The 21943-nt window shown below is 66.6% G+C and carries 19 protein-coding genes; 5 read left to right on the top strand and 14 right to left on the bottom strand.

The window, feature by feature from the left end:
* Positions 1-6: 6 nt before the first annotated feature.
* The 3 genes from BIU82_RS16830 to BIU82_RS16820 all read right to left on the bottom strand — a co-directional run bounded on the left by BIU82_RS16830 (position 7) and on the right by BIU82_RS16820 (position 3845).
* Positions 7-984 (bottom strand): ABC transporter permease, encoded by a 978-nt coding sequence (locus BIU82_RS16830; RefSeq protein WP_070350598.1) that lies wholly within the window; start codon positions 982-984, stop codon positions 7-9.
* A gap of 97 nt (positions 985-1081) precedes the next feature.
* Complete coding sequence (locus tag BIU82_RS16825; protein ID WP_070350597.1) at positions 1082-2761, bottom strand: ABC transporter substrate-binding protein; 1680 nt, start codon at positions 2759-2761, stop codon at positions 1082-1084.
* A gap of 67 nt (positions 2762-2828) precedes the next feature.
* Positions 2829-3845 (bottom strand): LacI family DNA-binding transcriptional regulator, encoded by a 1017-nt coding sequence (locus tag BIU82_RS16820; protein WP_070350641.1) that lies wholly within the window; start codon positions 3843-3845, stop codon positions 2829-2831.
* 329 nt (positions 3846-4174) lie between these two features.
* Between BIU82_RS16820 and BIU82_RS16815 the strand changes: the two genes are divergently transcribed.
* Both BIU82_RS16815 and BIU82_RS16810 read left to right on the top strand, forming a co-directional pair.
* A complete protein-coding gene (locus BIU82_RS16815; protein WP_070350596.1) occupies positions 4175-4600 on the top strand; it encodes a helix-turn-helix domain-containing protein in 426 nt (141 codons plus the stop codon).
* 95 nt (positions 4601-4695) lie between these two features.
* Positions 4696-4917, top strand: a complete 222-nt coding sequence (locus BIU82_RS16810) for a hypothetical protein (protein ID WP_070350595.1) — start codon at positions 4696-4698, stop codon at positions 4915-4917.
* Positions 4918-4939: 22 nt separating this feature from the next.
* Here BIU82_RS16810 and BIU82_RS16805 read toward each other — a convergent pair whose 3' ends face one another.
* Positions 4940-6154, bottom strand: coding sequence for a helix-turn-helix domain-containing protein (locus tag BIU82_RS16805; RefSeq protein WP_070350594.1), 1215 nt, complete (start codon positions 6152-6154; stop codon positions 4940-4942).
* Between the two features lie 9 nt (positions 6155-6163).
* Complete coding sequence (locus BIU82_RS16800) at positions 6164-7504, bottom strand: cation:dicarboxylase symporter family transporter (RefSeq protein WP_070350593.1); 1341 nt, start codon at positions 7502-7504, stop codon at positions 6164-6166.
* A 391-nt stretch (positions 7505-7895) separates the two neighbouring features.
* Here BIU82_RS16800 and ald point away from each other — a divergent pair, with 391 nt between their 5' ends.
* Both ald and BIU82_RS16790 read left to right on the top strand, forming a co-directional pair.
* A complete protein-coding gene (ald, locus tag BIU82_RS16795; RefSeq protein WP_070350592.1) occupies positions 7896-9014 on the top strand; it encodes an alanine dehydrogenase in 1119 nt (372 codons plus the stop codon).
* 117 nt (positions 9015-9131) lie between these two features.
* Entirely contained in the window at positions 9132-10550 is a 1419-nt protein-coding gene (locus BIU82_RS16790; protein ID WP_083292399.1) for an HNH endonuclease signature motif containing protein, read from the top strand.
* A gap of 158 nt (positions 10551-10708) precedes the next feature.
* Here the strand turns inward: BIU82_RS16790 and BIU82_RS16785 are convergent, their stop codons facing one another.
* The 9 genes from BIU82_RS16785 to BIU82_RS16745 form a co-directional block, all read right to left on the bottom strand.
* Positions 10709-11377: a hypothetical protein gene (locus BIU82_RS16785; protein ID WP_070350591.1), complete on the bottom strand. Its 669-nt coding sequence runs from the start codon at positions 11375-11377 to the stop codon at positions 10709-10711.
* Positions 11374-11922, bottom strand: a complete 549-nt coding sequence (locus BIU82_RS16780; RefSeq protein ID WP_070350590.1) for an RNA polymerase sigma factor — start codon at positions 11920-11922, stop codon at positions 11374-11376. The genes BIU82_RS16785 and BIU82_RS16780 overlap by 4 nt, the downstream gene beginning before the upstream one ends.
* Before the next feature lie 134 nt (positions 11923-12056).
* Positions 12057-12770, bottom strand: a complete 714-nt coding sequence (locus tag BIU82_RS16775; protein ID WP_070350589.1) for a hypothetical protein — start codon at positions 12768-12770, stop codon at positions 12057-12059.
* Positions 12771-12907: 137 nt separating this feature from the next.
* Entirely contained in the window at positions 12908-13966 is a 1059-nt protein-coding gene (locus BIU82_RS16770; protein WP_070350588.1) for a Gfo/Idh/MocA family oxidoreductase, read from the bottom strand.
* Positions 13967-14067: 101 nt separating this feature from the next.
* Entirely contained in the window at positions 14068-15774 is a 1707-nt protein-coding gene (locus BIU82_RS16765; protein ID WP_070350587.1) for an ABC transporter family substrate-binding protein, read from the bottom strand.
* A 76-nt stretch (positions 15775-15850) separates the two neighbouring features.
* Positions 15851-18097: an ABC transporter ATP-binding protein gene (locus BIU82_RS16760; protein WP_070350586.1), complete on the bottom strand. Its 2247-nt coding sequence runs from the start codon at positions 18095-18097 to the stop codon at positions 15851-15853.
* On the bottom strand, positions 18094-19062 hold the full coding sequence (locus BIU82_RS16755) for an ABC transporter permease (RefSeq protein WP_070350585.1): 969 nt from the start codon (positions 19060-19062) through the stop codon (positions 18094-18096). The genes BIU82_RS16760 and BIU82_RS16755 overlap by 4 nt, the downstream gene beginning before the upstream one ends.
* A complete protein-coding gene (locus tag BIU82_RS16750; RefSeq protein WP_070350584.1) occupies positions 19062-20045 on the bottom strand; it encodes an ABC transporter permease in 984 nt (327 codons plus the stop codon). Before BIU82_RS16750 ends, BIU82_RS16755 begins: the two co-directional genes overlap by 1 nt.
* Positions 20046-20321: 276 nt before the next feature.
* Positions 20322-20939 carry a TetR/AcrR family transcriptional regulator gene (locus tag BIU82_RS16745; protein ID WP_070350583.1) on the bottom strand — a complete coding sequence of 206 codons (618 nt, stop codon included), beginning with the start codon at positions 20937-20939 and terminating at the stop codon, positions 20322-20324.
* Between the two features lie 125 nt (positions 20940-21064).
* On the opposite strand from BIU82_RS16745, the gene BIU82_RS16740 reads away from it, so the two are divergent.
* Entirely contained in the window at positions 21065-21640 is a 576-nt protein-coding gene (locus BIU82_RS16740; RefSeq protein ID WP_070350582.1) for an NAD(P)H-dependent oxidoreductase, read from the top strand.
* The last annotated feature ends 303 nt before the right edge of the window (positions 21641-21943 follow it).

Raw genomic sequence — 21943 nt, 5'->3', positions numbered from 1 at the left:
TCTCCCCTAGTTGCTGCGCACGCGCGGGTCGAGGCGGACGTACAGGATGTCCACCAGGAAGTTGGCCAGCAGCACGGCGGCCGTGATGGTCAGGAAGAGGCCCTGCATGAGCGGGTAGTCCAGGCCCTGCACTGCGTTGAGCAGCTGGTAGCCCACGCCCGGGTAGGCGAACACCACCTCGGTGAGCAACGCGCCGCCCACCACGAAGCCCAGGCCCATGCCGAAGCTCGTCACGGAGGGAAGCATGGCGTTGCGGGCGGCGTAGCGGAACATGATGCGGCCCGGGCGCAGGCCCTTCGCCTCGGCCATGGTGATGTAGTCCTCGGCGTTGGTGGCGATCATCGTGTTGCGCATGCCCAGCATCCAGCCGCCCACCGACACCAGCACGATCGTCAGCGCGGGCAGCACCAGGTGCGCTCCGGCGTCGGCGATGAACTCCCAGGTGAAGGCCGGTTCCAGGCCGTCGGTGAACGCGTGGCGCAGCGGCGCCCAGCCCAGGATCACGCCGAACAGGTACAGGGCACCCATCGCGAGCCAGAAGTACGGGAAGGAGCCGATGAAGATCAGCAGCGGCGGCAGCGCCGAGTCGATCGCGCTGCCCCGCCGCCAGGCGGCCAGGATGCCCAGCAGGTTACCCACGACGGCGGCAATCACCAGGGCGGTTGTGCCCAGCAGGAGGGTCCAGCCGATCTGGGAGGCGATGACCTCAGTGACGGGAGTGGGGAACCTGGTGATGGACACACCCATGTTCCCGGTGACGATGTTGTACAGGTAGTCGGCGTACTGCTCCCAGATGGGACGCTCGTCAACGCCGAGGAGCTTGCGCAGGGCCTCGATCTGCTCGGGCTGCATCTGGCCGGCGGAGCGGGCAAACATGCGGGAGACGGGGTCGCCGGGCATGAAGCGCGGAAGCAGGAAGTTCAGCGTGATGGATACCCAGAAGGCGATCAGGTAGAAACCCAGGCGGCGCAGGATGAAGCGCACGGTTTCCCTCCATTCGGGAATTGCGGAAAGTGTGGGGCGGCGTGCCCGGCGCGGTGATCCGGCGCCGGGCACGCCCGTTGGTGGGCCTGCGGGAGCGCTACTTGCGCGGTTCCAGCGTGGTCAGGACCAGCACCGTGGTGGGTGCGCGGACCGAGAGTGTGGCGTACGGATTGTCCTGGGTGGGCCAGCCGGTGAAGCGGCTGTCCGTGTAGGCACCCCATTCCGGGCCGGAGAACAGCGGCACCAGCGGGGCGACCTCGTTGTACTCCTCCTGGAGCTTGTACGCGATGTCCTTCTGCTTGGCTTCGTCGCCGGCGGCCACGAATTCCTTGAGCAGGGCGTCGGCCTTGGGGTCACCGAAGCGGTGGTAGTTGTCGAAGGTCTTGGTGCCCACGGGCTTGACCGTGGCGGTGCCCATGGAGGTGTTGAAGTACTTGTACGGGCTGGGATCGTTGGCGCTCCAGACGATGCCGGAATCAAAGGTGCCCTGCTCATAGCCGGCCACCACGGCAGCCCAGTCCGGGGAATCCACCTTGGCGGTGACGCCCACGGCCTGCAGGTTCTGGGAGATCACGTTCGCCACGGACAGCCAGTCGGAGGAGGTGGCGCCCACGGAGATCTTGAACTCGAAGGGCTTGCCGTCCTTGAGGGTGCGCTTTCCGTCGGCACCCTTGGCGTAACCGGCCTCGTCCAGGAGTTTGTTGGCTTCCTCCACGTTGAGCTTGGTCCAGCTGCAGTTGTCCTTGACGGCCGGGTTCTTCCAGCTTTCGTAGTTGCCGGAGAGGCCGGTGCAGTCTGCTGGCTGGGCGTAGCCGCTCATGCCGATCTTGGTGACCTGGTCCCGGTCCACGGCCATGCTGAGGGCCTTGCGGACCTTGGGATCGTTGAACGGCGCCTTGGTGGTGTTGAGCTGCCAGTTGATCATGGCGCCCGTGGGCGGGAACCAGTAGTGGCGGTGTTCCTTGTCCTTGGAGATGAAGGTCTTTTCGATGTTCGGGATGAACTGCGGGGCCCAGTCCACGTCGCCGTTCGCGGCGGCCAGGTTGGCACCGTCGTTGCCGGCGAAGGCGAGCATCTTGATGCCGGCGATCTTCTGCTTGTCCGGCTGCCAGTAGTTGGGGTTCTTCTTCAGCACGAAGGACTGGGCCTGGAAGGATTCCACCTCGGTGTACGGGCCGGTGCCCACGGGCTTGGCGTTGGTGTCCTTCTCCGGGTCCTTGAGCGCGGACCAGATGTGCTTGGGCAGGATGGTGAGCTGTCCGACGTCGTACAGGGCCGGCGACCACGGCGTGTTGAAGCTGAAGGTGACCTTGTTCGTCCCCTCGGGAGTGACGGCCTTGAGGTACTCGTAGCCGCCCTTGATCTTCTTCTGCAGCTGGAAGGTGTAGGCCACGTCCTCGGCGACGAGCGGCTTGCCGTCGGACCACTTCACGCCGTCGCGCAGGGTGAAGGTGATGGACTTGCCGTCCTTGGCGACGTCCCATTCGGTGGCGAGCCACGGCGTGGTCTCGCCATTGGCCGGGTTGAAGATCAGCAGGGATTCGTAGATGGACTGCTGGACCATCGGGTTCACGGTGGGGGCGAACGGGTTGAAGTTGCGGATGAACGTGCCCATGTCTTCGCGCGGAATGGTGAGCAGGGCGTTCTGGTTCGCGGAGGATGAGGAGGACTCTGCCGGCTTGTTTGCCGTGGCCGAGCAACCGGTGAGGAGCAACGCCCCCACTGCCAGGCCGGCGGCGGTGATGCGCGCAGACCTCAGAAACCGGGATTGTGTCATGATGGTTATCTCATTCCTATCTTGCTGAAAGGTGGGGTGGGGCAGATCTTCAGTGGTGATTTCGCGGTCAGACTGAAGAACGTTCAAGCAGCGGACAGTCGACCAGCTGCTGGTCGGCAGCGATCGGCTGTCCTGCTGTGAGGGCTGCGAGCGTCCGGACTCCCAGGGCCCCCATTTCTTCGAAGGGCAACGCAACCGTGGTGAGCTTGGGCCTGAGGTAGGCCGCAATCAATTCCTGGTTGTCGAAGCCGATCACGGCGATGTCTCCGGGGATGGTCAGGCCCCGTTCCTTGATGGCGTCGTACGCGCCCATCGCCATCCGGTCGTTGAGGCAGAACAGGGCAGTCGGCCGGCCCTCCCCCTCCTTGTACCGGTCAAGAATGGTGCAGGCGGCCGCATAGCCGCCGTCCGCCGTCGCGTGTCCCGAGACGACGAGTTCCGGATCCAGTTCCCGCCCGGCCGCGGCGAGCGCTTCGCGGGCGCCCTCCAAACGGCCGATCGCGGCGGGGATGTCCGGGTCCAGGTTGATGATGCCGATCCGCCGGTGGCCTGCCTGGAGCAGGCGTTCGACGGCGACCCGCCCTCCGGCGCGTTCGTCCGGGACGATGGACGGCAGTTTGCCGTCGGCGTCGAAGCAGTTGATCAGGACGGTGGGCACTTCGTTGGCGCTTTCCGGAACGTGCACGCCGCGGTGATAGGTGGCCGCGTACAGCAGCCCCTCGACGCGTTGTTCCAGCAGCTTTTCGATCGCGGCGTCTTCCAGCCCCTGGTTGGGGCCGTGCGCATCGGCCTGGTCGGAGGGCGCGATGAGCAGGAAGCGGCGGTCCAGCCAGGCCTGGTCCTGGGCGCCCTTGATGATGTCGACGGCGAACGGGGCCGTGACGATCTCGGTGACGATTCCGTACCAATCGCTGCGCTGGGAGGCCAGGGCCCGGGCGCCGGCGTTGGGCCGGTAGCCGAGTTCCTGGACGGCCTGGGCGATGCGGTTGCGGGTTTCTTCGGAGATCCCCGCGTTCTCGCGGTTGCTCAGGACGAAGGAGACGGTGGTGCGGGAAACTCCCGCGTGCTTGGCGACGTCGGTCATGGTGACCCCGCGCTGCCGGGTGGTGGCAGCAGGCTTCGGGGCTGTTTTGCCGGCTTTGGGGGCCTTTGCGGCCTTGCCGGGCGCCTTGCCCTCGGCGGTGCTCCTCGCCATTGAATGCTCCGTTTGCTCTTCGTTGAACAATGCTTCCGCTTGCCCTGACTGATGTTCCGGCCCTCGTAGCTAACGCGCGTTACCTGCGAAGGTGTGATTCAGGTTACGCGCGTTAGTCGGAGGTGTCAACGAAGAATTTCAGCGGAGTTTCATCGGGCTCTCCCTCGCCGAGTTGGCACAGGACAAAGCAACGCCTTCCCGACCATTAGGCTTCTGCCATGGCATTGAGAGCTCCCCGCATCACTCCCGGCCTGCCCGCCGAGGACGCCCGAAGCCTGGCCCGCTCACTCCACGGCGAGGGCGAGCAGGACAGCAAGGACATCACCGTGTTCGTGGACGGCACGGTCCACCGGCTGCCCGCCCAGGCGAGGGACGCCGTCGTCGACATGCTGCAGAGGCTCAGCCGCGGCGAAGCGGTGAGCGTCAGCAGCGTCGAGGAAATGCTCACCACCTCCCAGGCGGCGGAGCTGGCGGGCATCTCGCACACGTACCTGCGGAATATGACCGACCGCGGCGAGATCCCCGTGGAGTACCGCGGCACGCACCGGCGCATCCGGCTCAGCGACATCATGGCCTGGCTCGAGACCCAGAAAGCCCGGAAAGCCGCCACGGACGCGGCAGAAGACGCCGACGGCGAAGCATGACGCCCGCCGGCACGCACATGACAAGGTGATAAGGATCAAGCAACAATCGCGCTGAAGCGGCGGTTGCCCGCCACGCCCGGCGCTAACCTTAATCCGTGCGAAATTTCAAGGGATGGCATATCTTGGCGGGCCTGGCGGCCATGGCCATTGCCGCACCCTTGGGCTCCCTGATGGGGCTGAATTTCGTAGCCGATTTCATGTTCGCCTGCGTGGCCTTCGTGGCCGTGGCGTTCTGGGTTGACCACAAGCTCGCCCGCCGCCGCGCCGCCAAGCCGGACGTCGGCGAGATCCCGCTCCGCGACCCCGCGGACAGCTAAATCCTCAGATCCCCGGAAACGCTCAGATCCGCGGCCGCGCCGCCCACCTCCGCGCCTTGAGCGCCGCGTGCAGTTCCAGCCGGACGGATCCGTTGAGCGGGTCGACGCCGATCAGCTGGCGGATGCGGCCCAGCCGGTTGTAGATGCTGCTGCGGTGCAGGTGCAGTTCCTTGGCGACTTCCTGGACCGAGCCGTCGCTGTCGTACAGCAGTTCAAGCACAGGCAGCAGTTCCCCGTTCCGGTCCGCGGCTTCCAGTTCGGCAAACCGCACCGAGCCGTGGTCATCCCAGCCGCCGGGCGCCGTCAGCCGGTCGAACATCTGGTAGACCCCGGCGGAGCGGCTGTCCACCAGTTCGCCCAGCCGGGGCTCGACGGCGGCCGCCTGCGCCGCGAGCTTCGCCTGCCGGTAGGCGGGGCCGAGACCGCGGATCACCTGCAGCGGTTCGCTGATGCCGAGGATGACCCGCTCCACCGCGCGGCCGGCGCGCTTGGCCAGTTCCAGCTGGTAATGCACCAGCACCTGGGCGTGCACGGCCCGGCCCGCGGTTTCCCGGAACAGCATCACGGCGTGCGTTTCAGTTCCGGCACTGAACAGCACGGAGTCGACGCCGATGGAGGACTGCAGCGCGGCCGTGCGGTGGATGAGCGTGGCCGCCAGGGGATCGCCGACGCCGTCGCCCCCTCCGGCGTCGAGCACCACCACCAGCTGCCACGGGGCTTTGCCCTGGATTTCCTTCCAGCCGGCCACCGCGGCGAGCGCGTTCGATTCGCACTCGCAGGCGGCCAGGAACTCACGTTCGCGGCGGCGCCGGAATTCGGATTCTGCGGTGTTGGATTCCAGCAGCAGCCCGGCCAGCAGGTCCAGTTCGTCCCGGACGCCGGGCAGCTGGGCGAGGATCGCCGTCGCGCTCTGCTCCTCAAGGTCCTGCTGCACCCAGAGGTACCCCACCCGGAAACCGCGCACCAGCAGCGGAACGCAGACGCGGCCGAGCATGCCGAGCTCATCGTTGGCCGGGATCACCACGGGGCGCACCGCCGTCGCGATCCCGTGCGAGAGCTGCCAGGCGCTGACGTCCGCCGGAACCTTCTTGCTGAGGAGGAAGTTCACGCGGACGCGGTCGGCGTGGGACTGGTTGGAGCTGTAGGCGAGCAATACGCCGTCGAGGTCCTCGAGTGACAGGCCGCGGCCAAGCTTCAGGGCCACGTCCTCCACCAGCTGTTCCACGTCCTGCTGCATGCAGCAAGACTACTGCCGGGCGGGCACCGCTTCCGCTTCGCTGACGGCGCCCGCGCTGGGGCCGGGCTCGCCGCGGAAGGCCCGGAGCATGGCTTCACGGTCGAACTGCCCTTCCCACTTGGCCACCACGAATGTCGCCACGCAGTTGCCGAGCAGGTTCACCACCACGCGCATGGAGTCCATCAGGCGGTCCGCGCCCAGCAAGAGCGCGACGCCGGCCACCGGGAAGATGCCCAAGGCACCGGCCGTGGCGGAGAGGGCGAGGAACGCCGAGCCGGGCACGCCGGCCATGCCCTTGGAGGTGAGCATCAGGACGCCGAGGGCGACGAGCTGCTGGCCGAGGTCGAGCTGGTGGCCGAACGCCTGGGCCAGGAAGAGCAGCGAAATGGACAGGTAGATCGCGGCGCCGTCCAGGTTGAAGGAGTAGCCGGTGGGGATGACCAGGCCGGTGGTGCTGCGCGAACATCCCGCGTTGGCCAGTTTGGTCATGATGCGCGGCATCACGGATTCGGTGGACGCCGTGCCCAGCGCCAGGAGGAATTCTTCACGGGTGTACTTCATGAACTGCCACAGCGGGACGCGGGCCACGCTCCAGGCGACCACGAACAGCAGGGCGATGAACACGACGGCGGCGCCGTAGCAGGCGGCGATCAACACGGCGTAGGTGCCCAGGGAGTCGAGGCCGTACTGGCCGATGATGAACGCCATGGCTCCGAACGCGCCGACCGGCGCCACCTTCATGACCCAGGCCATGATCTTGAAGAAGATCTCCAGGACCGTCTCCATGAGCGTGATCACCGGGGCGCAGCGTTCCTTGCCGATCACCACCACGGCGGATCCGAAGAAGATGGCGAAGCACAGCACTTGCAGCAGGCTGTTGTTGGCGAAGGCGCCCACCACGCTGCTCGGGATGATGCCGAGCAGGAACTGGCCCACATCCTTGGGAGGGGCGGTGCTGGTCTTGGCGGCCAGGGCGTCCTGGTTGAGGGAGTTGGGGTCGATGTTGAGCCCCGCACCCGGCTGGACCAGGTTGCCCACCAGCAGGCCGAATGCCAGCGCGAACGAGGTAGCCGCCGTGAAGTAGATGAGCGCCTTCACGCCCACCCGGCCCACCGCCTTGACGTCCCCAACCGCGGCGATGCCCGTGACGATCACCAGGAAGACCAGCGGGGCGATGATCATCTTGATCAGCTGGATGAAGCCGTCGCCCAAGGGACGCAGCGCGGAGCCGAGCCCGGGCCAGAAGTGGCCGATCAGGACGCCCGCCACCACTGCGATCAGGATCTGCAGGAAGAGGGACTTATGGAGCGGTTTCGGGGCGGAGGATGCCGGAGTTGGGGTGGATTTCATGGGAAGGGTCCAATCGTGGGGACGCTGGTCATGGGTAACACAGGCCGGAACGGCGGCACAGGTACTGGTAGGCGCAGGGGACTGGCCATCCACGATAGGGAAGCTTGGTTTCATCGATGTGGCACAAACATCACGGCCTGAATCATGCTTGAAACATCGGTTCCATCGGAGCCTCCAACGGCCACAGCCGCCGCACCAACAACAGGCGACACCTGCCGCCCGCTCACTCGACATTTGTCGAGCCGAGTTTCGCAAAAACCGCTGAATCACGCGGAAGTCGCCGGCCGCCGTCGGACGCTTTCCTGTCTGGTGGCTCACAGCGGACCTATTCTGGAATCACAGTCCCCCACCGCACAAAGGCCTACCAAGCCTTTCGACAATGGAGCCCAAAATGATCATCGGTGTCCCCAAAGAGATCAAGAACAACGAATTCCGTGTAGCCATCACTGCGGCCGGAGTTCACGAGTTCCGCACCCACGGCCACACCGTGCTGGTGGAGCGTGGCGCAGGCCTGGGCTCGGGCATCACCGATGAGGAATACGCCATTGCCGGTGCCGAGATCGTTGCCGACGCCGACGACGTGTGGGCCCGCGCCGACATGGTCATGAAGGTCAAGGAACCCATTGCCGCCGAATACCACCGCTTCCGCAAGGGCCTGATCCTCTTCACCTACCTGCACCTGGCCGCCGAGCCGGAACTGACCAAGGAGCTCATCAACTCCGGCGTCACCGCGATCGCCTACGAGACCGTGCAGGACGGCCGTGCACTGCCGCTGCTCGCTCCGATGTCCGAGGTTGCCGGCCGACTCTCCGTGCAGGTGGGCGCCAACTCACTGATGGCTCCGGCTGGCGGCAAGGGCGTGCTACTGGGCGGCGTCCCGGGCGTGCGCCCGGCGAAGGTCGTGGTGCTGGGCGCGGGCGTGGCGGGCACCAACGCCGCCGCCATGGCCCTGGGCCTCGGCGCGGACGTGACCATCATGGACATCAACATCAACCGCCTGCGCGAACTGGATGCCCAGTACCAGGGCCGCCTGAAGACCGTCGCCTCCAACTCCTACGAGATCGAGAAGGCCGTTGTCGACGCCGACCTGGTGATCGGTTCCGTGCTGATCCCGGGCGCCAAGGCTCCCAAGCTGGTCTCCAACGAGCTCGTGTCCCGCATGAAGCCGGGCTCCGTGCTGGTGGACATCGCCGTGGACCAGGGCGGCTGCTTCGCCGACACCCACCCCACCACGCACCAGGAACCCACCTACAAGGTGCACAACTCCATCTTCTACTGCGTGGCCAACATGCCCGGCGCCGTGCCGAACACCTCCACCTACGCGCTGACCAACGTCACCCTGCGCTACGCGGTGGCCCTGGCCAACCTGGGCGTCAAGGCCGCCTTCGACCGCGACCCCGCCCTCGCGGCCGGCCTCAACATCGCCGCCGGCCACGTGGCACACCACTCCGTGTCCGAGGCCCACGGCCTGCCGCTGGTGGCCGACTGGCACGAACTGGTTTCGGCCTAGCCTTCCGGTTAGTACTGCATTAATACCGCCCGACGGCGGGTTCCCGGCTTTCGCTTCGGCGGGCCGGGGACCCGCCGTCGGGGTTTAAATGTCTGAGCCTGCTGCTTGGATTGGTTCATGGAGGCCAACACGGTTTTGGACGATGCGCCGCAGGGTGATGCGGTGTTTGATCCTGCCGTGGCCTTGGACAATCTGGTCTCGACTTTGCAGCATGTTGAGGCTGTGATGGCGAGTTTGCAGGCGTTCCGTGAGTACACGCTTGCGGTCGCGGCGAGGGTCGCGGAGGTGATGGCCGACGGCGGACCCGGACCGGGTGCCGCAGGTGTGGCTGGTTTGGGTGCGGTGGAGTTGGCGCAGCGTGCGGTGGCGGCGGAGATCGCCGCGGCGACGCGGATGAGTGACCGGGTGGTGCAGCGCCAGATGGGCCAGGCCTTGGAGTTGCTGGGCCGTTTCCCCGGCACGTTCCACGCTTTGGCGGACGGGCGGATCAGCATTACCCACGCCCGGGTGATCCAGGACGCCGGAACCTCCCTGGAAGACCCCGAGACCCTGGCTGGCTTTGAGGCGGCGGTGCTGCCCTGCGCCGAGAAGCAGGCGCCGAACCGTTTGCGGCGGCTCGCGGCCCGCGAAGCAGAGAAAGCCCACCCGGAGGCGTTGGTAGTCCGGCACGAGCGGGCTGTGGCGGGGCGGTGTGTGCGGGTGAACCCGTTGCCGGATGGCATGGCCGAACTCGCCGCGACCCTTCCCGCCGCGGTGGCGTACGGGATCCACGACCGGTTGACCCAGATGGCCAAGAAGCACACGGAACTGGCCGGAAAAGAAACAGGACCGGCCGCTGCGCTGGGCACAGCTGCAAGCACGGCTGCCGGGGATTCCCGCACCATGGACCAGTTGCGAGCTGATCTCTTCGCAGACCTGCTCCTCAGCGGCGCACCTACCGGGCACGACACTCCGGACAGGTTGCTGGCGGCGATCACGGCCCGGGTGGATGTCACGGTGCCGGTGTTGACGCTGATGGGTGGCAAGTTTTCGCGGTCCGGAAAGCGTCGGACGAAAGGCCTCCTTAGCGGTGCTTCGGCCGAACTGAGCGGCCGCCACCCCATCGACCCCGCCACCGCCAAACACCTCGCCGGCAAAGCCACTGCCTGGAACCGGGTCCTCACCGATCCGGTGAGCGGTGCCGTGCTGGCCGTGGACCGGTACCGGCCCGGCGAAGACCTCAAACGCCTTCTTTCGGCGAGGGATTCGCGCTGCCGTTTTCCCGGCTGCGGCATCCCGACCCGGGATCTCGACCTGGACCACACCCACGATGCTGCCCGCGGCGGACCCACCGACACCGGGAACCTTGCAGCGCTCTGCCGCCGGCACCACGTCCTCAAACACCACTCACGCTGGACCGTCAAACAAACCGGCAACGGAACCCTGCAATGGACCAGCCCCACCGGCCGGAACTACACAGACAAGCCACCCACCCCGGCAACCACCACCGTTGGCGGACCGCCGGGCGATACCGCCAACAAGCCGCCACCCTTCTGAATATCCCGGGCCCAGCCCAACGGCTGGCAGCTAACACTGTTGACGGTTAGTACGTTCGCAGATTCCCCGGCACGAGTCTTCAATTCCGGCCGGAATCCCTGGGGGTCAATCCGGCCGGAACCGGCGAACGGCCGAGTGACGGCCGCACCATGCCCGGCTCAACGCGCCGTCGGCAACTCCGGCAACGAAGGCGAGGGTGACGGTGCCGGCAAGGAGGGCAGCGGCACACGTACGGGCAGTTCGACGATGCGGTCCGAGGGAAGCGCGGGCAGCTCCGGACTCGGAGGCGCAGGAATCCCGGAAGGCTTCGGGCTCACCGGAACCGGCGCAGGAGATCCGGCACCGGGCGTCACCGTTTCGGGAGACGGCGAAGGCACAGGCGTCGTGGCAGGCGCAGGACTGGGTGACGGCGCGGGAACCTCTGGCTCAACCGGCGGCGCCGGCTGCGGCGCGGGGAACAATTTCGAGACGGCGGTGCCCACCGCAGAACCCAGCTGGTTCAAGGTTCCGGGGATCCCGCCGTCGGACGCTGCTGCGGCGGTGGCCCCGGCGGCGAGGGAAGCGGCCACGGCGACGGCGGTCACCGCCAGGCGGCGCTTCCTGCGGCGGGCGGGCAGTTCGTCAACGGGCGCAGGAGCCACGCCGGAGGCAAGCGAAGCGCCCGGCACCATCAGGGCGCGGAGGGCCTCGGACGGTTCGGGGCGGTCCGCTCCAAGGGCCCGGAGTTCGATGAGTTCGGCGCGGATATCGGCGGCGTCCTCAAGTCCGGCTTCGGCGAGCAGCTTGTCGATGCCCGTTGCGCTGCCGCGGGCGGCTTGTTCGCTCATGATCTGCCATTCCTTCCTGAGGCGCACTCCCGGAGTGCGTGGAGGGCCCTGCGCTGCAATTGCTTCACGGCGCCTTGCGTCCTGCCCATGACGGCCGCCGTTTCTTCAAGGGAAAGATCTGCAACAACGCGCAGGGCCAGTACCTCGCGGTAGTCGTCCCGGAGGCCTTCCAACAGTTCGGTCGCCGCAATTCCGCCATGTCCCAGCGCCTGCGCCTCTGCGGAGGGCTCACGCCGGATGTCCGTCTCCGGTTCGAAGCTGCTGAGCGCCGGTTCCCGTTCGCGCTTGCGGTAGTGGTCCACCAGCCGCGCGTGCGCGATAGTGAAGAGCAGGGACTTGGCCCCGGCGAGCCCGCCTTCGAGGGTGGGAATCTTCGGATACAGGGCAAGGAAGACGTCCTGCATGACCGCTTCGGGATCGTGGACGCCGCGGGCGCGGAGGTATCCGAGGACCTGGCCGGAATAGCTGTTGTAGGCAGCAGTAAAGAACAGCGCAGGGTCTTCCCCGACCGTCTCCGTGTATTCGTCAGCCAAAGGGTCCAGCACCCGCGGCCCTCCATCCCACGCAGCGGCGCGACCTTCCCGCGTGGAAGCGTCGGCGCTGCGGTTTGTTGCAAGAAAATGCGGGGCTCCCCGCCCGAACACAGGGAACCCCGCGGCTTTAAAGGGTAGCCACAGCCTTACGGGCGGACGGAATCGAGCAGTCCGTCGACGGCGGCAGGCAGCTCAGCGGGAGCGGCCGGAACGGCGGGTACCGCCGGAACAGCAGGCAGTTCCGGCCCGGCCGGAACCGCAGGCACAGCAGGAACAGCGGCGTCAGCACCGGCGTCGGCGGACGCAGATGCGGAACCGTTAAGCTCGGTTTCGACGTCGGCAACCAGCTGCTCGCAGTGCGCCTCAACCTTGCCTTCGCCACCAAGGGTGACGGCCAGGGACTCATAGCCTGCAACCTTGGCTTCGGCGCTCAGGCCGTCGCTCAGCAGGGCCTTGCAGAGGCCGAAGGACTCGGGAAGGGTCACGTCGGCAGCCTTCTCCTTGGCGTCCGCCACGGCGTCGGCGATCTTCGCTTCAAGGGCTTCCTTGGCCTCGGCGGCCTTGGCCTTGGCGCCCTCAACAGCACCCTGGGCTTCGGCCTTCGCACCCTCGACCGCGCCAAGTGCCTCAGTCTTCGCAGCGTCAGCCTCGGCGGGAACATCCGGAGCGGCAACATCCGGCACGGCGACTTCAGGCAGCGACGGAGCCGGGGCACCCACCAGTTCGTGGGCCTTCTGCTGGAGATTGGCGGGAAGCGCACCGGCGAACGCAGCGGCACCGGAGCCGCCCACGGTCAGGGCGCCGGCGGCGAGGATTCCGGCCGCTACTTTGCTGGTACCAAGGACAGTAAACAAGGACATGAGACCCTCCGACTAACGTGTAGCTTCTGCTCCGGCAGCAACGGGGGGCTGCCGGTGGTTCAGGGGGCGGGGCGTTGCCCGCACTCTTCCTACATCGCCAGGGGTCGCGGAAAAGTTACACCTTCCTCAAAAAAATCTCAGGCGGCCAGTTTCCGGGCCTGTTCGATCAGTTCCAGCACCGCGGCCGAGTCCGCCGGATCCACCGGGAGGGGCAGCGCGGAGGAGGCGCCGCCGTCGGCGATCTTTTCGGCCAGGATCCGGTAGAACTCCTGGTACGCGCCACGTTCGGTGGGCACCGGGGTGCGGACGCCGTCGCGCTCCAGGATGCCGTAGTGCTCCCGCGAGTCCAGGCCGTACGCGGGGTCCGTGGGCAGGCCGCCGCCCAGGATGTACGGTTCCTGCGGGTCGATCCCGTACTTCACGAAACCGGCCTCGCCGCCCAGGACCCGGAAGCGCGGTGCGTGCAGGCGGCTGCTCAGGTTCAGCGAATGGTGGCTGAGCACGCCGGATTCGTGCCGCAGCACAAGGAAGACGTCGTCATCGGCGCGTTCCTGCGGGCGGCGGGCCGCGATCTCCGCGTAGCTAACAGTCGCCGGCCCCAGCAGCTGCACGGCCAGGTCCAGCACGTGGGTGCCGAGGTCGAACAGCACCCCGCCGCCGTCGTCCACGCCCGCGCCGGCCTTCCACGCCTTGCTGATCTGCGGCGCCCACCGCTCCATGGAACTCTCGAAGCGCAGCACCTCGCCCAGCACGCCGCCGTCGAGCAGCTTCTTCACGGTGAGCGCGTCGCCGTCCCAGCGGCGGTTCTGGTAGACGGTGAGCACCCGCCCCAGCCGCTCCGCCAGCTCGATCAGCTCCCGCGCCTGCGCGCTATGCACGGCGAACGGTTTGTCGACGACGACGTCGAGCCCGGCTTCCAGCGCGGCTTTCGCGAGCGGGTAGTGGCTTGCCGGCGGCGTGCCGAGGACGATCAGCTCCAGTTCACCGGCGAGCGCGAGGATGTCCTCCGGCCGGTCCACGAGCCGCACCCCGGGATAGCGCTCCGCCGCAGCGGCGCGGCGGCCGGCGTCCGAGGTGGAGATGGCGTCCAGCGAATACGCCGGGTCAGCGGCAAGGAACGGCGCGTGGAAGACGCTGCCGGAAAGGCCATAACCGGCGACGGCGGCGCGGATGGGGGCATGGGAAGCGGCGGTCATGCTGCCAAGGCTACCCGCGGGCGGGCCGGTGCGGGAGGAACAGAAAAAGCCGGCACCCGCAGGATCTTCCGCGGGTGCCGGCCTTCAGTCAGCGGTGGTTGTTACTTCTTTTCCCAGCCGATGGTGGTCCAGTCCGGAACGTTGGACAGGCTCTTGAACAGGGACGGGCCGTAGTTGGCCAGGCCCTTGCGGACGAACTGGATTTCCGGGCCGTTCATGACGACGCCCATGGAGTAGTACTTGGCCATGTGCTTCTTCTCGACCTCCATGGCGGCCTTGTTGCGCTCGGCGTTGTCCTCGATGCTGGACAGCTTGGCGATCTCGGCGTCGAGCTCGGCGTCGCCCAGGCCGTTTTCGTTGGTCTTGGAGTCGTAGTACTGCTTCACGGCGTCCGTAGCGTCGGAGCCGACGGTGTAGCCGGAGATGGTCATGTCGAACTCGCGGGAGCCGACAACCTTGCCGAATTCGCCGTCGCCCTTCTGGTCGATTCCCACATCCATGCCGGCGGCCTGGAGCTGCTTCTGCAGGGTCTGGGTGGTGGCCAGCGAGGTGGGGTCGTCACCGAAGTTGGTGATCTTGAAGGCCACCGGCTTGCCGTCCTTCTCCATGATGCCCTTGCTGTTCAGCGTGTAGCCGGCGTCCGTGAGGATCTTCTTGGCGGCTTCGGGGCCGCTTTCCTTGACCGGGTAGTTGTCCTGGTAGTTCTTGGAGAACGGCATCAGCATCATGGATCCCGAGCTCTCCTCTTCCCAGTTCAGGCCGCCGAAGCGCACCTTGCGGATGGCTTCGCGGTCCACGGCGGCGAAGACGGCCTTGCGGACGGCGACGTCGGTGAGGGAGGCGCGCTTGGCGTTCAGGTTCAGGCCGCCGGCGAAGAGGCGCTGGCCGCGGCGGATGTCCGCGTCCTTGGTGCCGTCCAACTGCTTGTAGCGGGTCAGGGTGCGGCCGCTGGTAGCGTCGATTTCGCCGTTCTTGAAGGCGGCGATGGTTGCGCTCGGTTCCATCTGGCGGAAGATCACCTTGGAGAGCACGGGCTTGGCGCCCCACCACTTGTCGTTGGGCACGATGACCACGGTCTTGGCGGCGGAGTCGTAGTTCTCCACCTTGAACGGGCCGGCCATCCATTCGGGGTGCATGTTGCCGGTGAAGCCGTTGTTAAAGACCTCGGCGCTGTTCACCTTGGGGTGGATGAGGCCGGTGAAGAGGGCGTCCAGCGGGTACACGGGCTGGGTGGTGGTGACAATGACTTCCTTGTCATTGGCGCCGGCCTTGACCGAGTCCACGAACTCGTAGGCGCCGGAGGACACGATGTCGATCGCCTTGTCCTTGCCCTGGAGCATCTTCCAGGTGTTTTCGAAGGTCTTGACGTCGATCGGGGTGCCGTCGTTGAAGGTCGCCTTGTCGTTGACCTTGATGGTGATGGTCTGCTTGCCGTCCTTGACCTCGCTCTTGACGGTCTCGCAGAAGTCCTTGTTCGGCGTCGCGGTGCCGTCGAAGTCGAAGTTCCAGCAACCCCAGGTACCGGCACCGTCGATCGGACGGTGCAGCGCGGTGTTGTCGGAGCTGTTGCCTACGTTGGAGAAGCCGTTGAAGTCCGGGCCGATGTTGCCCAGGGCGAGGGTCAGCGTGCCGCCCTGCTCCAGGTCTTTCGGGTCCTTCTCGTTGATGCTGATGAGCTTGCTGATGTCGCCGCCGGCGGACTGTGCCTTTTGGGTCTCAGGGCCGGACGACGACGAGCCGCCGCCGCATGCGGTCAGCATCAGCGCCGAGGCGATTGCCACGCCGCTGATGGCCAGGTACTTCTTCATGGTGTTCCCCTTCAATACGGTGTTGTGTTTGCCGTGAATGGCTTGCGAATGAAGTTTTGAAGCCGTGGTTTCCCTGTCAGGCATGCACCACGAGCATGTCGGCGTCGATCTCGCCGTCCGGGAAGAAGCACGCGAACTGCTGCGCTTCCTCCGGAACCCTTCCACCCGCCGTCGCGCCTTCCGCCGCGGAAGCTTCCGCCGCAAGCGGCGGTTCGAGCGTGAGGCACTTTTCCTGCTTCGCCTTCGGGAGGGCGGCGAAGACGGGGCAACGGGTGGCAAAGTTGCAGCCCTTGGGGGCGTCCAAGGGAGTGGGCAGGTCGCCCTGCAGGATGATCCGCTCGCGGGTCCGTTCCAGCTCTGGATCCGGGACCGGGATGGCGGAGAGCAGCGCGCGGGTGTACGGGTGGCGCGGGTTGTCGAAGACCTGGTCCACATCGCCCATTTCCACGATCTTGCCCAGGTACATCACGGCCACGCGGTTGGAGATGTGCCGCACCACGGAGAGGTCGTGCGCCACCATGAGGTAGCTCAGGCCGAGTTCCGCGCGGAGCTGGTCCAGCAGGTTGATGACGCCGGCCTGCACCGAGACGTCCAGGGCGGACACCGGCTCGTCCAGCACCACCAGCTTGGGGTTCACCGCGAGCGCGCGGGCAATGCCGATGCGCTGGCGCTGGCCGCCGGAGAACTGGTTGGGGAAGCGGTTCACGTGGTCGGGCTGCAGGCCCACCAGCTTCATCAGCTCCATGATCCGCTTGCGGATGGCGTCCTTGGGGTAGCCCAGGTTTTCCAGCGGCTCGGCCAGGACTTCGTAGACCGTGAAGCGCGGGTCGAGGGCACCCGTGGGGTCCTGGAAGACCATCTGCATTTCCTTGCGCATGGCCTGTTTGGTCTTGCCGTCCGTGGCGGCCTTGTTGCTGACGCCGCCGATCACCACCTCGCCCACCTGCTCCGGGTGGAACTCCATGATTTCCAGGAGCGTGGTGGTCTTGCCGCAGCCGGACTCGCCCACGATCGACAGGCATTCGCCCTCGCGGATATCGAAGCTCAGCCCGTCCACGGCCTTGACCGTGCCGATGCGCCGCTTGAAAAGGGAACCTTTCAGCAGCGGGAAATGCTTCTTCACGTCCTTGAGCTCCAGGACCGCAGACCGCTCATCCCGGGGGACGCCGTCGAACTTGGACACCGGAACCGGTGGGGCGTGGAAGATGCTGTGCGCGTCCACGTCCAGCAGCGCGCCGCTCTTGATGCAGGCGGCGCGGTGGCCGCCGTCGCCGCTGCCGGCTGTGCTGGCGGGGGCACCGCCGTCGACGACGGACAGCAGCTCCGGTTCCGCGGCGCGGCATTCGTCCGTGACCAGCGGGCAGCGGTCGGCGAAGGAGCAGCCAGTCACCGGCTTGATGAGGTTCGGCGGAGTGCCCTCGATCGGCACCAAGGAACTCTTCTGGGCAGAATCCACGCGCGGCACGGCGCCCAGCAGGCCCATGGTGTACGGCATGCGCGGGCGGTAGTAGATGTCCTCCACAGCGCCGGTCTCCACCGGCTTGCCGGCGTACATCACCATGATGTCGTCCGCCATGCCGGCCACCACGCCAAGGTCGTGGGTGATCATCACGACGGCGGCCCCGGTCTCCTCCTGAGCGGCGTGCAGCACCTCCAGGACCTGGGCCTGGATGGTGACGTCCAGCGCCGTCGTCGGCTCGTCCGCGATCAGCACGCGCGGATCGTTGGCGATAGCGATGGCGATCATCACGCGCTGGCGCATCCCGCCGGAGAACTCGTGCGGGAAGGACTTCAGGCGGGCCTGCGGGCTGGGGATGCCCACCATCTGCAGGAGCTCGATGGCGCGGGCTTCCTTTGCCCTGCTGCTCATGCCCGGGTTGTGGACCGTGAGCGCCTCGATGATCTGGTGTCCCACGGTGTACACCGGGGTCAGGGAGGACAGCGGGTCCTGGAACACCATGGCGATGTCGCTGCCGCGGTGCTTGCACATGGCCTTGTCGCTCAGGCCCAGCAGTTCCTGGCCCTTGAAACGCACCGAGCCGGTGATGTCCGCGGTTTCGGGCAGCAGGCCCATGATCGCCATGGACGTGACCGATTTGCCGGAGCCGGATTCGCCCACGATGCCGAGGGTCTTGCCGGCCTTGAGGTCGAAGTCGACGCCGCGGACCGCGTGGACCACGCCATTCTCCGAGTTGAAGCGGACATTCAGGTCCCGGACGCTGAGGACGGCATCACCGGGGGCGTACATGCCGGCGTCGCGGAGGCGTTCGACGGTCTGGCGTTCGACGGCGGTCGGTCCGGTTTGGGTGGAAAGCTCGCTCATTTGTTCTTCTTCTTTGCGTTCAGCGTCTTCGTGGTCCGGGCGCGGCCGATCGAGGTGGAGCTGGGGTCGAACGCGTCGCGGAGGCCGTCGTTCATCATGGCCAGCGAGCCGGTCAGCAGGAACATCACCGTGAGCGGCACCCAGAACATCCACGGGAAGGAGGACACCTGCCCGGTGGCCCCGCCGATCAGCACGCCAAGGCTGACGTCCGGCAGCTTGATGCCGATGCCGATGTAGGAGAACGCGACCTCGGCGAGGATGGCGCCGGTGATGCCGCGGGTGAAGTCCAGCACCAGCAGGGAGCCGATGTTCGGGACGAGGTGGCGGCGCACGATCGTCATGGACGGAACGCCCATGTACTTGGCGGCCTTGACGTAATCGCGTTGCATCAGGGACATCGCCAGGGAGCGCACCAGGCGGGCGGTTCCCATCCAGCTGAAGAACAGCAGGACGGCGGTCAGCAGCAGCCAGCTGGGCAGTTCCTTGAGGCTCTGCCCTCCGCCGCTCGTGGCGACGGCCACCACCAGGATGGCGGGCATCATGATGAGCGCTTCGAGGATGAAGAGCATCACCGAGTCCACCTTGCCGCCAAAGAAGGCCATGGTGCAGCCGTAGATCGCGGAGATCAGCACGGACAGTCCGCCGACGATCAGGCCGATGAGGATGGAGACCCGGGTGCCTTCGACCACCAGGGCCAGCAGGTCGATGCCGGCCTGCGAGGTGCCCAGCAGGTGCTCGGGCGAGGGGCCCATGCCGATGTTGAGGGGGTCGATGGTGTCCTTGTCCCAGCTTGTGAGGAAGCCGCCGAACAGGGAGAAGGCGAACAGCGCCAGGAAGACGGCCAGACCGGTGACGGCGGTCTTGTTCCGCATGAAGCGGCGGAAGATGATGCGGCCCTTGCCTATGACGACGTCGGCAGCCTTGGCCTCGTCGATTTCGACGACGGTGTCAGTCAGATTGGTCATTACTGGACCCTCACTCGCGGATCGACCAGGGTGGTGGCGAAGTCGGCCAGGATGGCGCCGATGGCGAAGATCACCGAACCGTAGGCCAGCATGGCGGTGGCCACGTTGACGTCCTGCTTGCCGATCGCGTCGATGCTCCAGAGGCCGGCGCCGGGCCACGCGAAGATGGTCTCGGCGAAGAAGCCGCCGGTGAAGATCGCGGGGACGGCGAAGGCGATAGTTTGCGCCACGGGGATGAAGGACACCCGCAGGGCGTGCCGGGTGATGGCTTGGTACCGGGTGAGGCCCTTGGCGCGGGCGGTGCGGACGAAGTCGGCGTTGACGTTGTCCAGCAGGTACTGCCGCTGCGCGATCTGGTACCCCGCCCAACCGAACACGGTCATCGCGAAGGTGGGCACGGCGTAGTGGGCCATCAGGTCAACGAAGGCCGGCCAGCCCGGCTCGATTCCCGGCGTCGAGATGCCCGTCACGAAGAAGATGCGCTCCCCCACGGCGTCGTTGATGCCGATGGCGCCCAGCTGCACCAGGAAGTAGGCGATCGGGGCGGGCAGGATGTACACCAAGTAGCTGTACGAGGTGATGGCGCGGTCCTGGAACTTGTACTGCCGGGCGGCGGAGTAGACGCCGAGTGCCACGCCGATGATGAGCGTGAGGATGATCGAGGCGATGAAGAGCCGGGTGGAAATCATCACGCGGTCCGCGAATTCGGCGTTCACGTAGGCCCCGTTGGGGCTGCGGCCCCAGTCCCAACGGGTCACGATGCCGCCCAGCCACTGGACGTAGCGTTCCCAAGGGCTGAGGTTCGGATCAAGGCCCAGGAGCCGCAAAGAGTTGGCCACCTGTTCGGGGGTGGGCCGGGGGATCTTTTCCTGTTCAAGCAGCGCTGGCTTGAGGGAGCTGACGGCCAGGAAGTATCCGGCGGTGGTGGTCAGGAAGATCATCACCAGGTACGTGAGGGCGCGTTTGCCCAGGTAGCGGAGCATGGGGTGCCTAGCCCGCGATCAGCCCGGTCCGGGGTGTGCGGGCTCCCGGCGTCCGGGAGTATTCCCTGGGCCGGGCAGGCAATGGCTGTACAACGTCCACGTGCATTCCAATCATGAAGGATCAACTTCGAAGGATGTGCTTCGAATCACATCCCAGAGGAAGCTATCACATGGAGATGCACGGAAAATGCCATTCCGCCAAGTCAAGTGGGGTCCGACTACCGGATTGTTATAAAACAGCCGCGCCGATTTATGGCGTCTGACGTGGGGAAACGTTCAGTCTCGAGCGTCCGGGCGGGCAAGGAGACGGCCTGCAAATTCCCGCCAGCCCGCCTGCAGGCGCCCCAGTTCAACCCCTTGCGTGCGCAGCGCGTACAGCACCCTTTCGGGGTCAAGGACAGAGAGAAGGAACGACGCCGTCAGCCAGGGATCGCCGACGCCGGCCTCCCGCAGGAGCATCTCGATGTGCCGGTGCCACAGTTGCGCGGGCGGGGCTTCGTGGCGGTTATGGGGCGAGTGTTCCGCAGCCCGGGCGAGCTCGCCGTTCCTGTCGATATAGGCGATGCGCGCCTCACCGAAAGCGATCAGCCGCTCCGCCGCAGGCGCGCCCGGGCCAAGCGGCGGCGGGCCGAAGATGAACAGTTGCTGGAACTCCGCTTCGGCGTCGCTGAGCAGGGTCATCATGAGCCCGGCGCGGCTGCCGAAGCGGCGGAAAACGGTCCCCTTGCCCACGTTTGCGCGGCAGGCGAGCATGTCCATGGTGAGGGCGTCGGCGCCGTGCTCGGCAACCAGGTCCCGGGCGGCCTCGAGGAGCCGCTCCCGGTTGCGGGCGGCGTCGCTGCGCTCGGAGGGCGGCCCCGATGGTCCTTCCGGCCGGATGGGGATGAGGCTCACAAAAAATATTCTAGTCACGGGAATACAAAGCGGACCGCAGTCCGTTTAGCTTGGGTGAAGGCAGTAAACACGCCTCAGAAGCCAAACCCGGCGGCCCCCGCTGCCGGCAGAAACAAGGAGTTCCCATGACCACGAACACCGTCCTCGCCCTGGTCGGCAGCCTTCGCGCCGACTCCCACAACCGCAAGCTTGCCGAGGCCATCGCCCTGAACGCCCCCGAAGGCGTCGAGGTCCGCATCCACGAATCCCTGGGCAACATCCCGTTCTACAACGAAGACATCGACGTCGAAGGCCAGGTTCCGGCCGAAGCCGCAGCCCTCCGTGCCGCCGCCGCTGACGCCGACACCATCCTCCTGGTCACCCCGGAGCACAACGGCACCATGCCGGCTTCCCTCAAGAACGCCATCGACTGGCTGTCCCGCCCCTTCGGCGCAGGTGCCCTCGCAGGCAAGCCGACCGCCGTCGTCGGAACCGCCTTCGGCCAGTACGGCGGCGTCTGGGCACAGGACGAGGCCCGCAAGGCCGTCGGCATCGCCGGCGCCAAGGTGCTCGAGGACGTCAAGCTGGCTGTTCCGGGTTCCATGGTCCGCTTCGCCGAGCTGCACCCGAAGGACGACGCCGAGGTCGTTGAGCAGATCAAGGGCATCTTCGAGCCGCTGACCGCCACCGAAGAGGCGTCCGAAGAAGAGACCGCCGCCTAGTCTTCCCGCTGCTTCGAAAGGCCGCGGTCAGCACGGATTTTTCCGTCCGGACCGGGGCCTTTCGCCTTGCCCGGACCCGCTACCAATCCGTGACGGAGCTGATGCAGAACCGTCACCGCAGCGGGATTCCGTGCGGGATGCGCCGGATTTACGGTTGAGGCAGGAGGCGGGGACAGGCGCGCCGGACGGCGCTGCCTTGGAGCACGGGGGCTGTCATGGCGGGCAGGCGCAGATTCACACGCCCTGCGGCGGTTGTTCCGTTGTGCGCCGCGATTGCCTTGATCCTCGGGCTCGCCGGCTGCG

The organism is Arthrobacter sp. SW1, assembly GCF_001766675.1.
Classification (GTDB): Bacteria; Actinomycetota; Actinomycetes; order Actinomycetales; family Micrococcaceae; genus Arthrobacter.
Note: the sequence above shows the minus strand (reverse complement) of the source record. Positions and strands in the feature narration are given on the sequence as shown.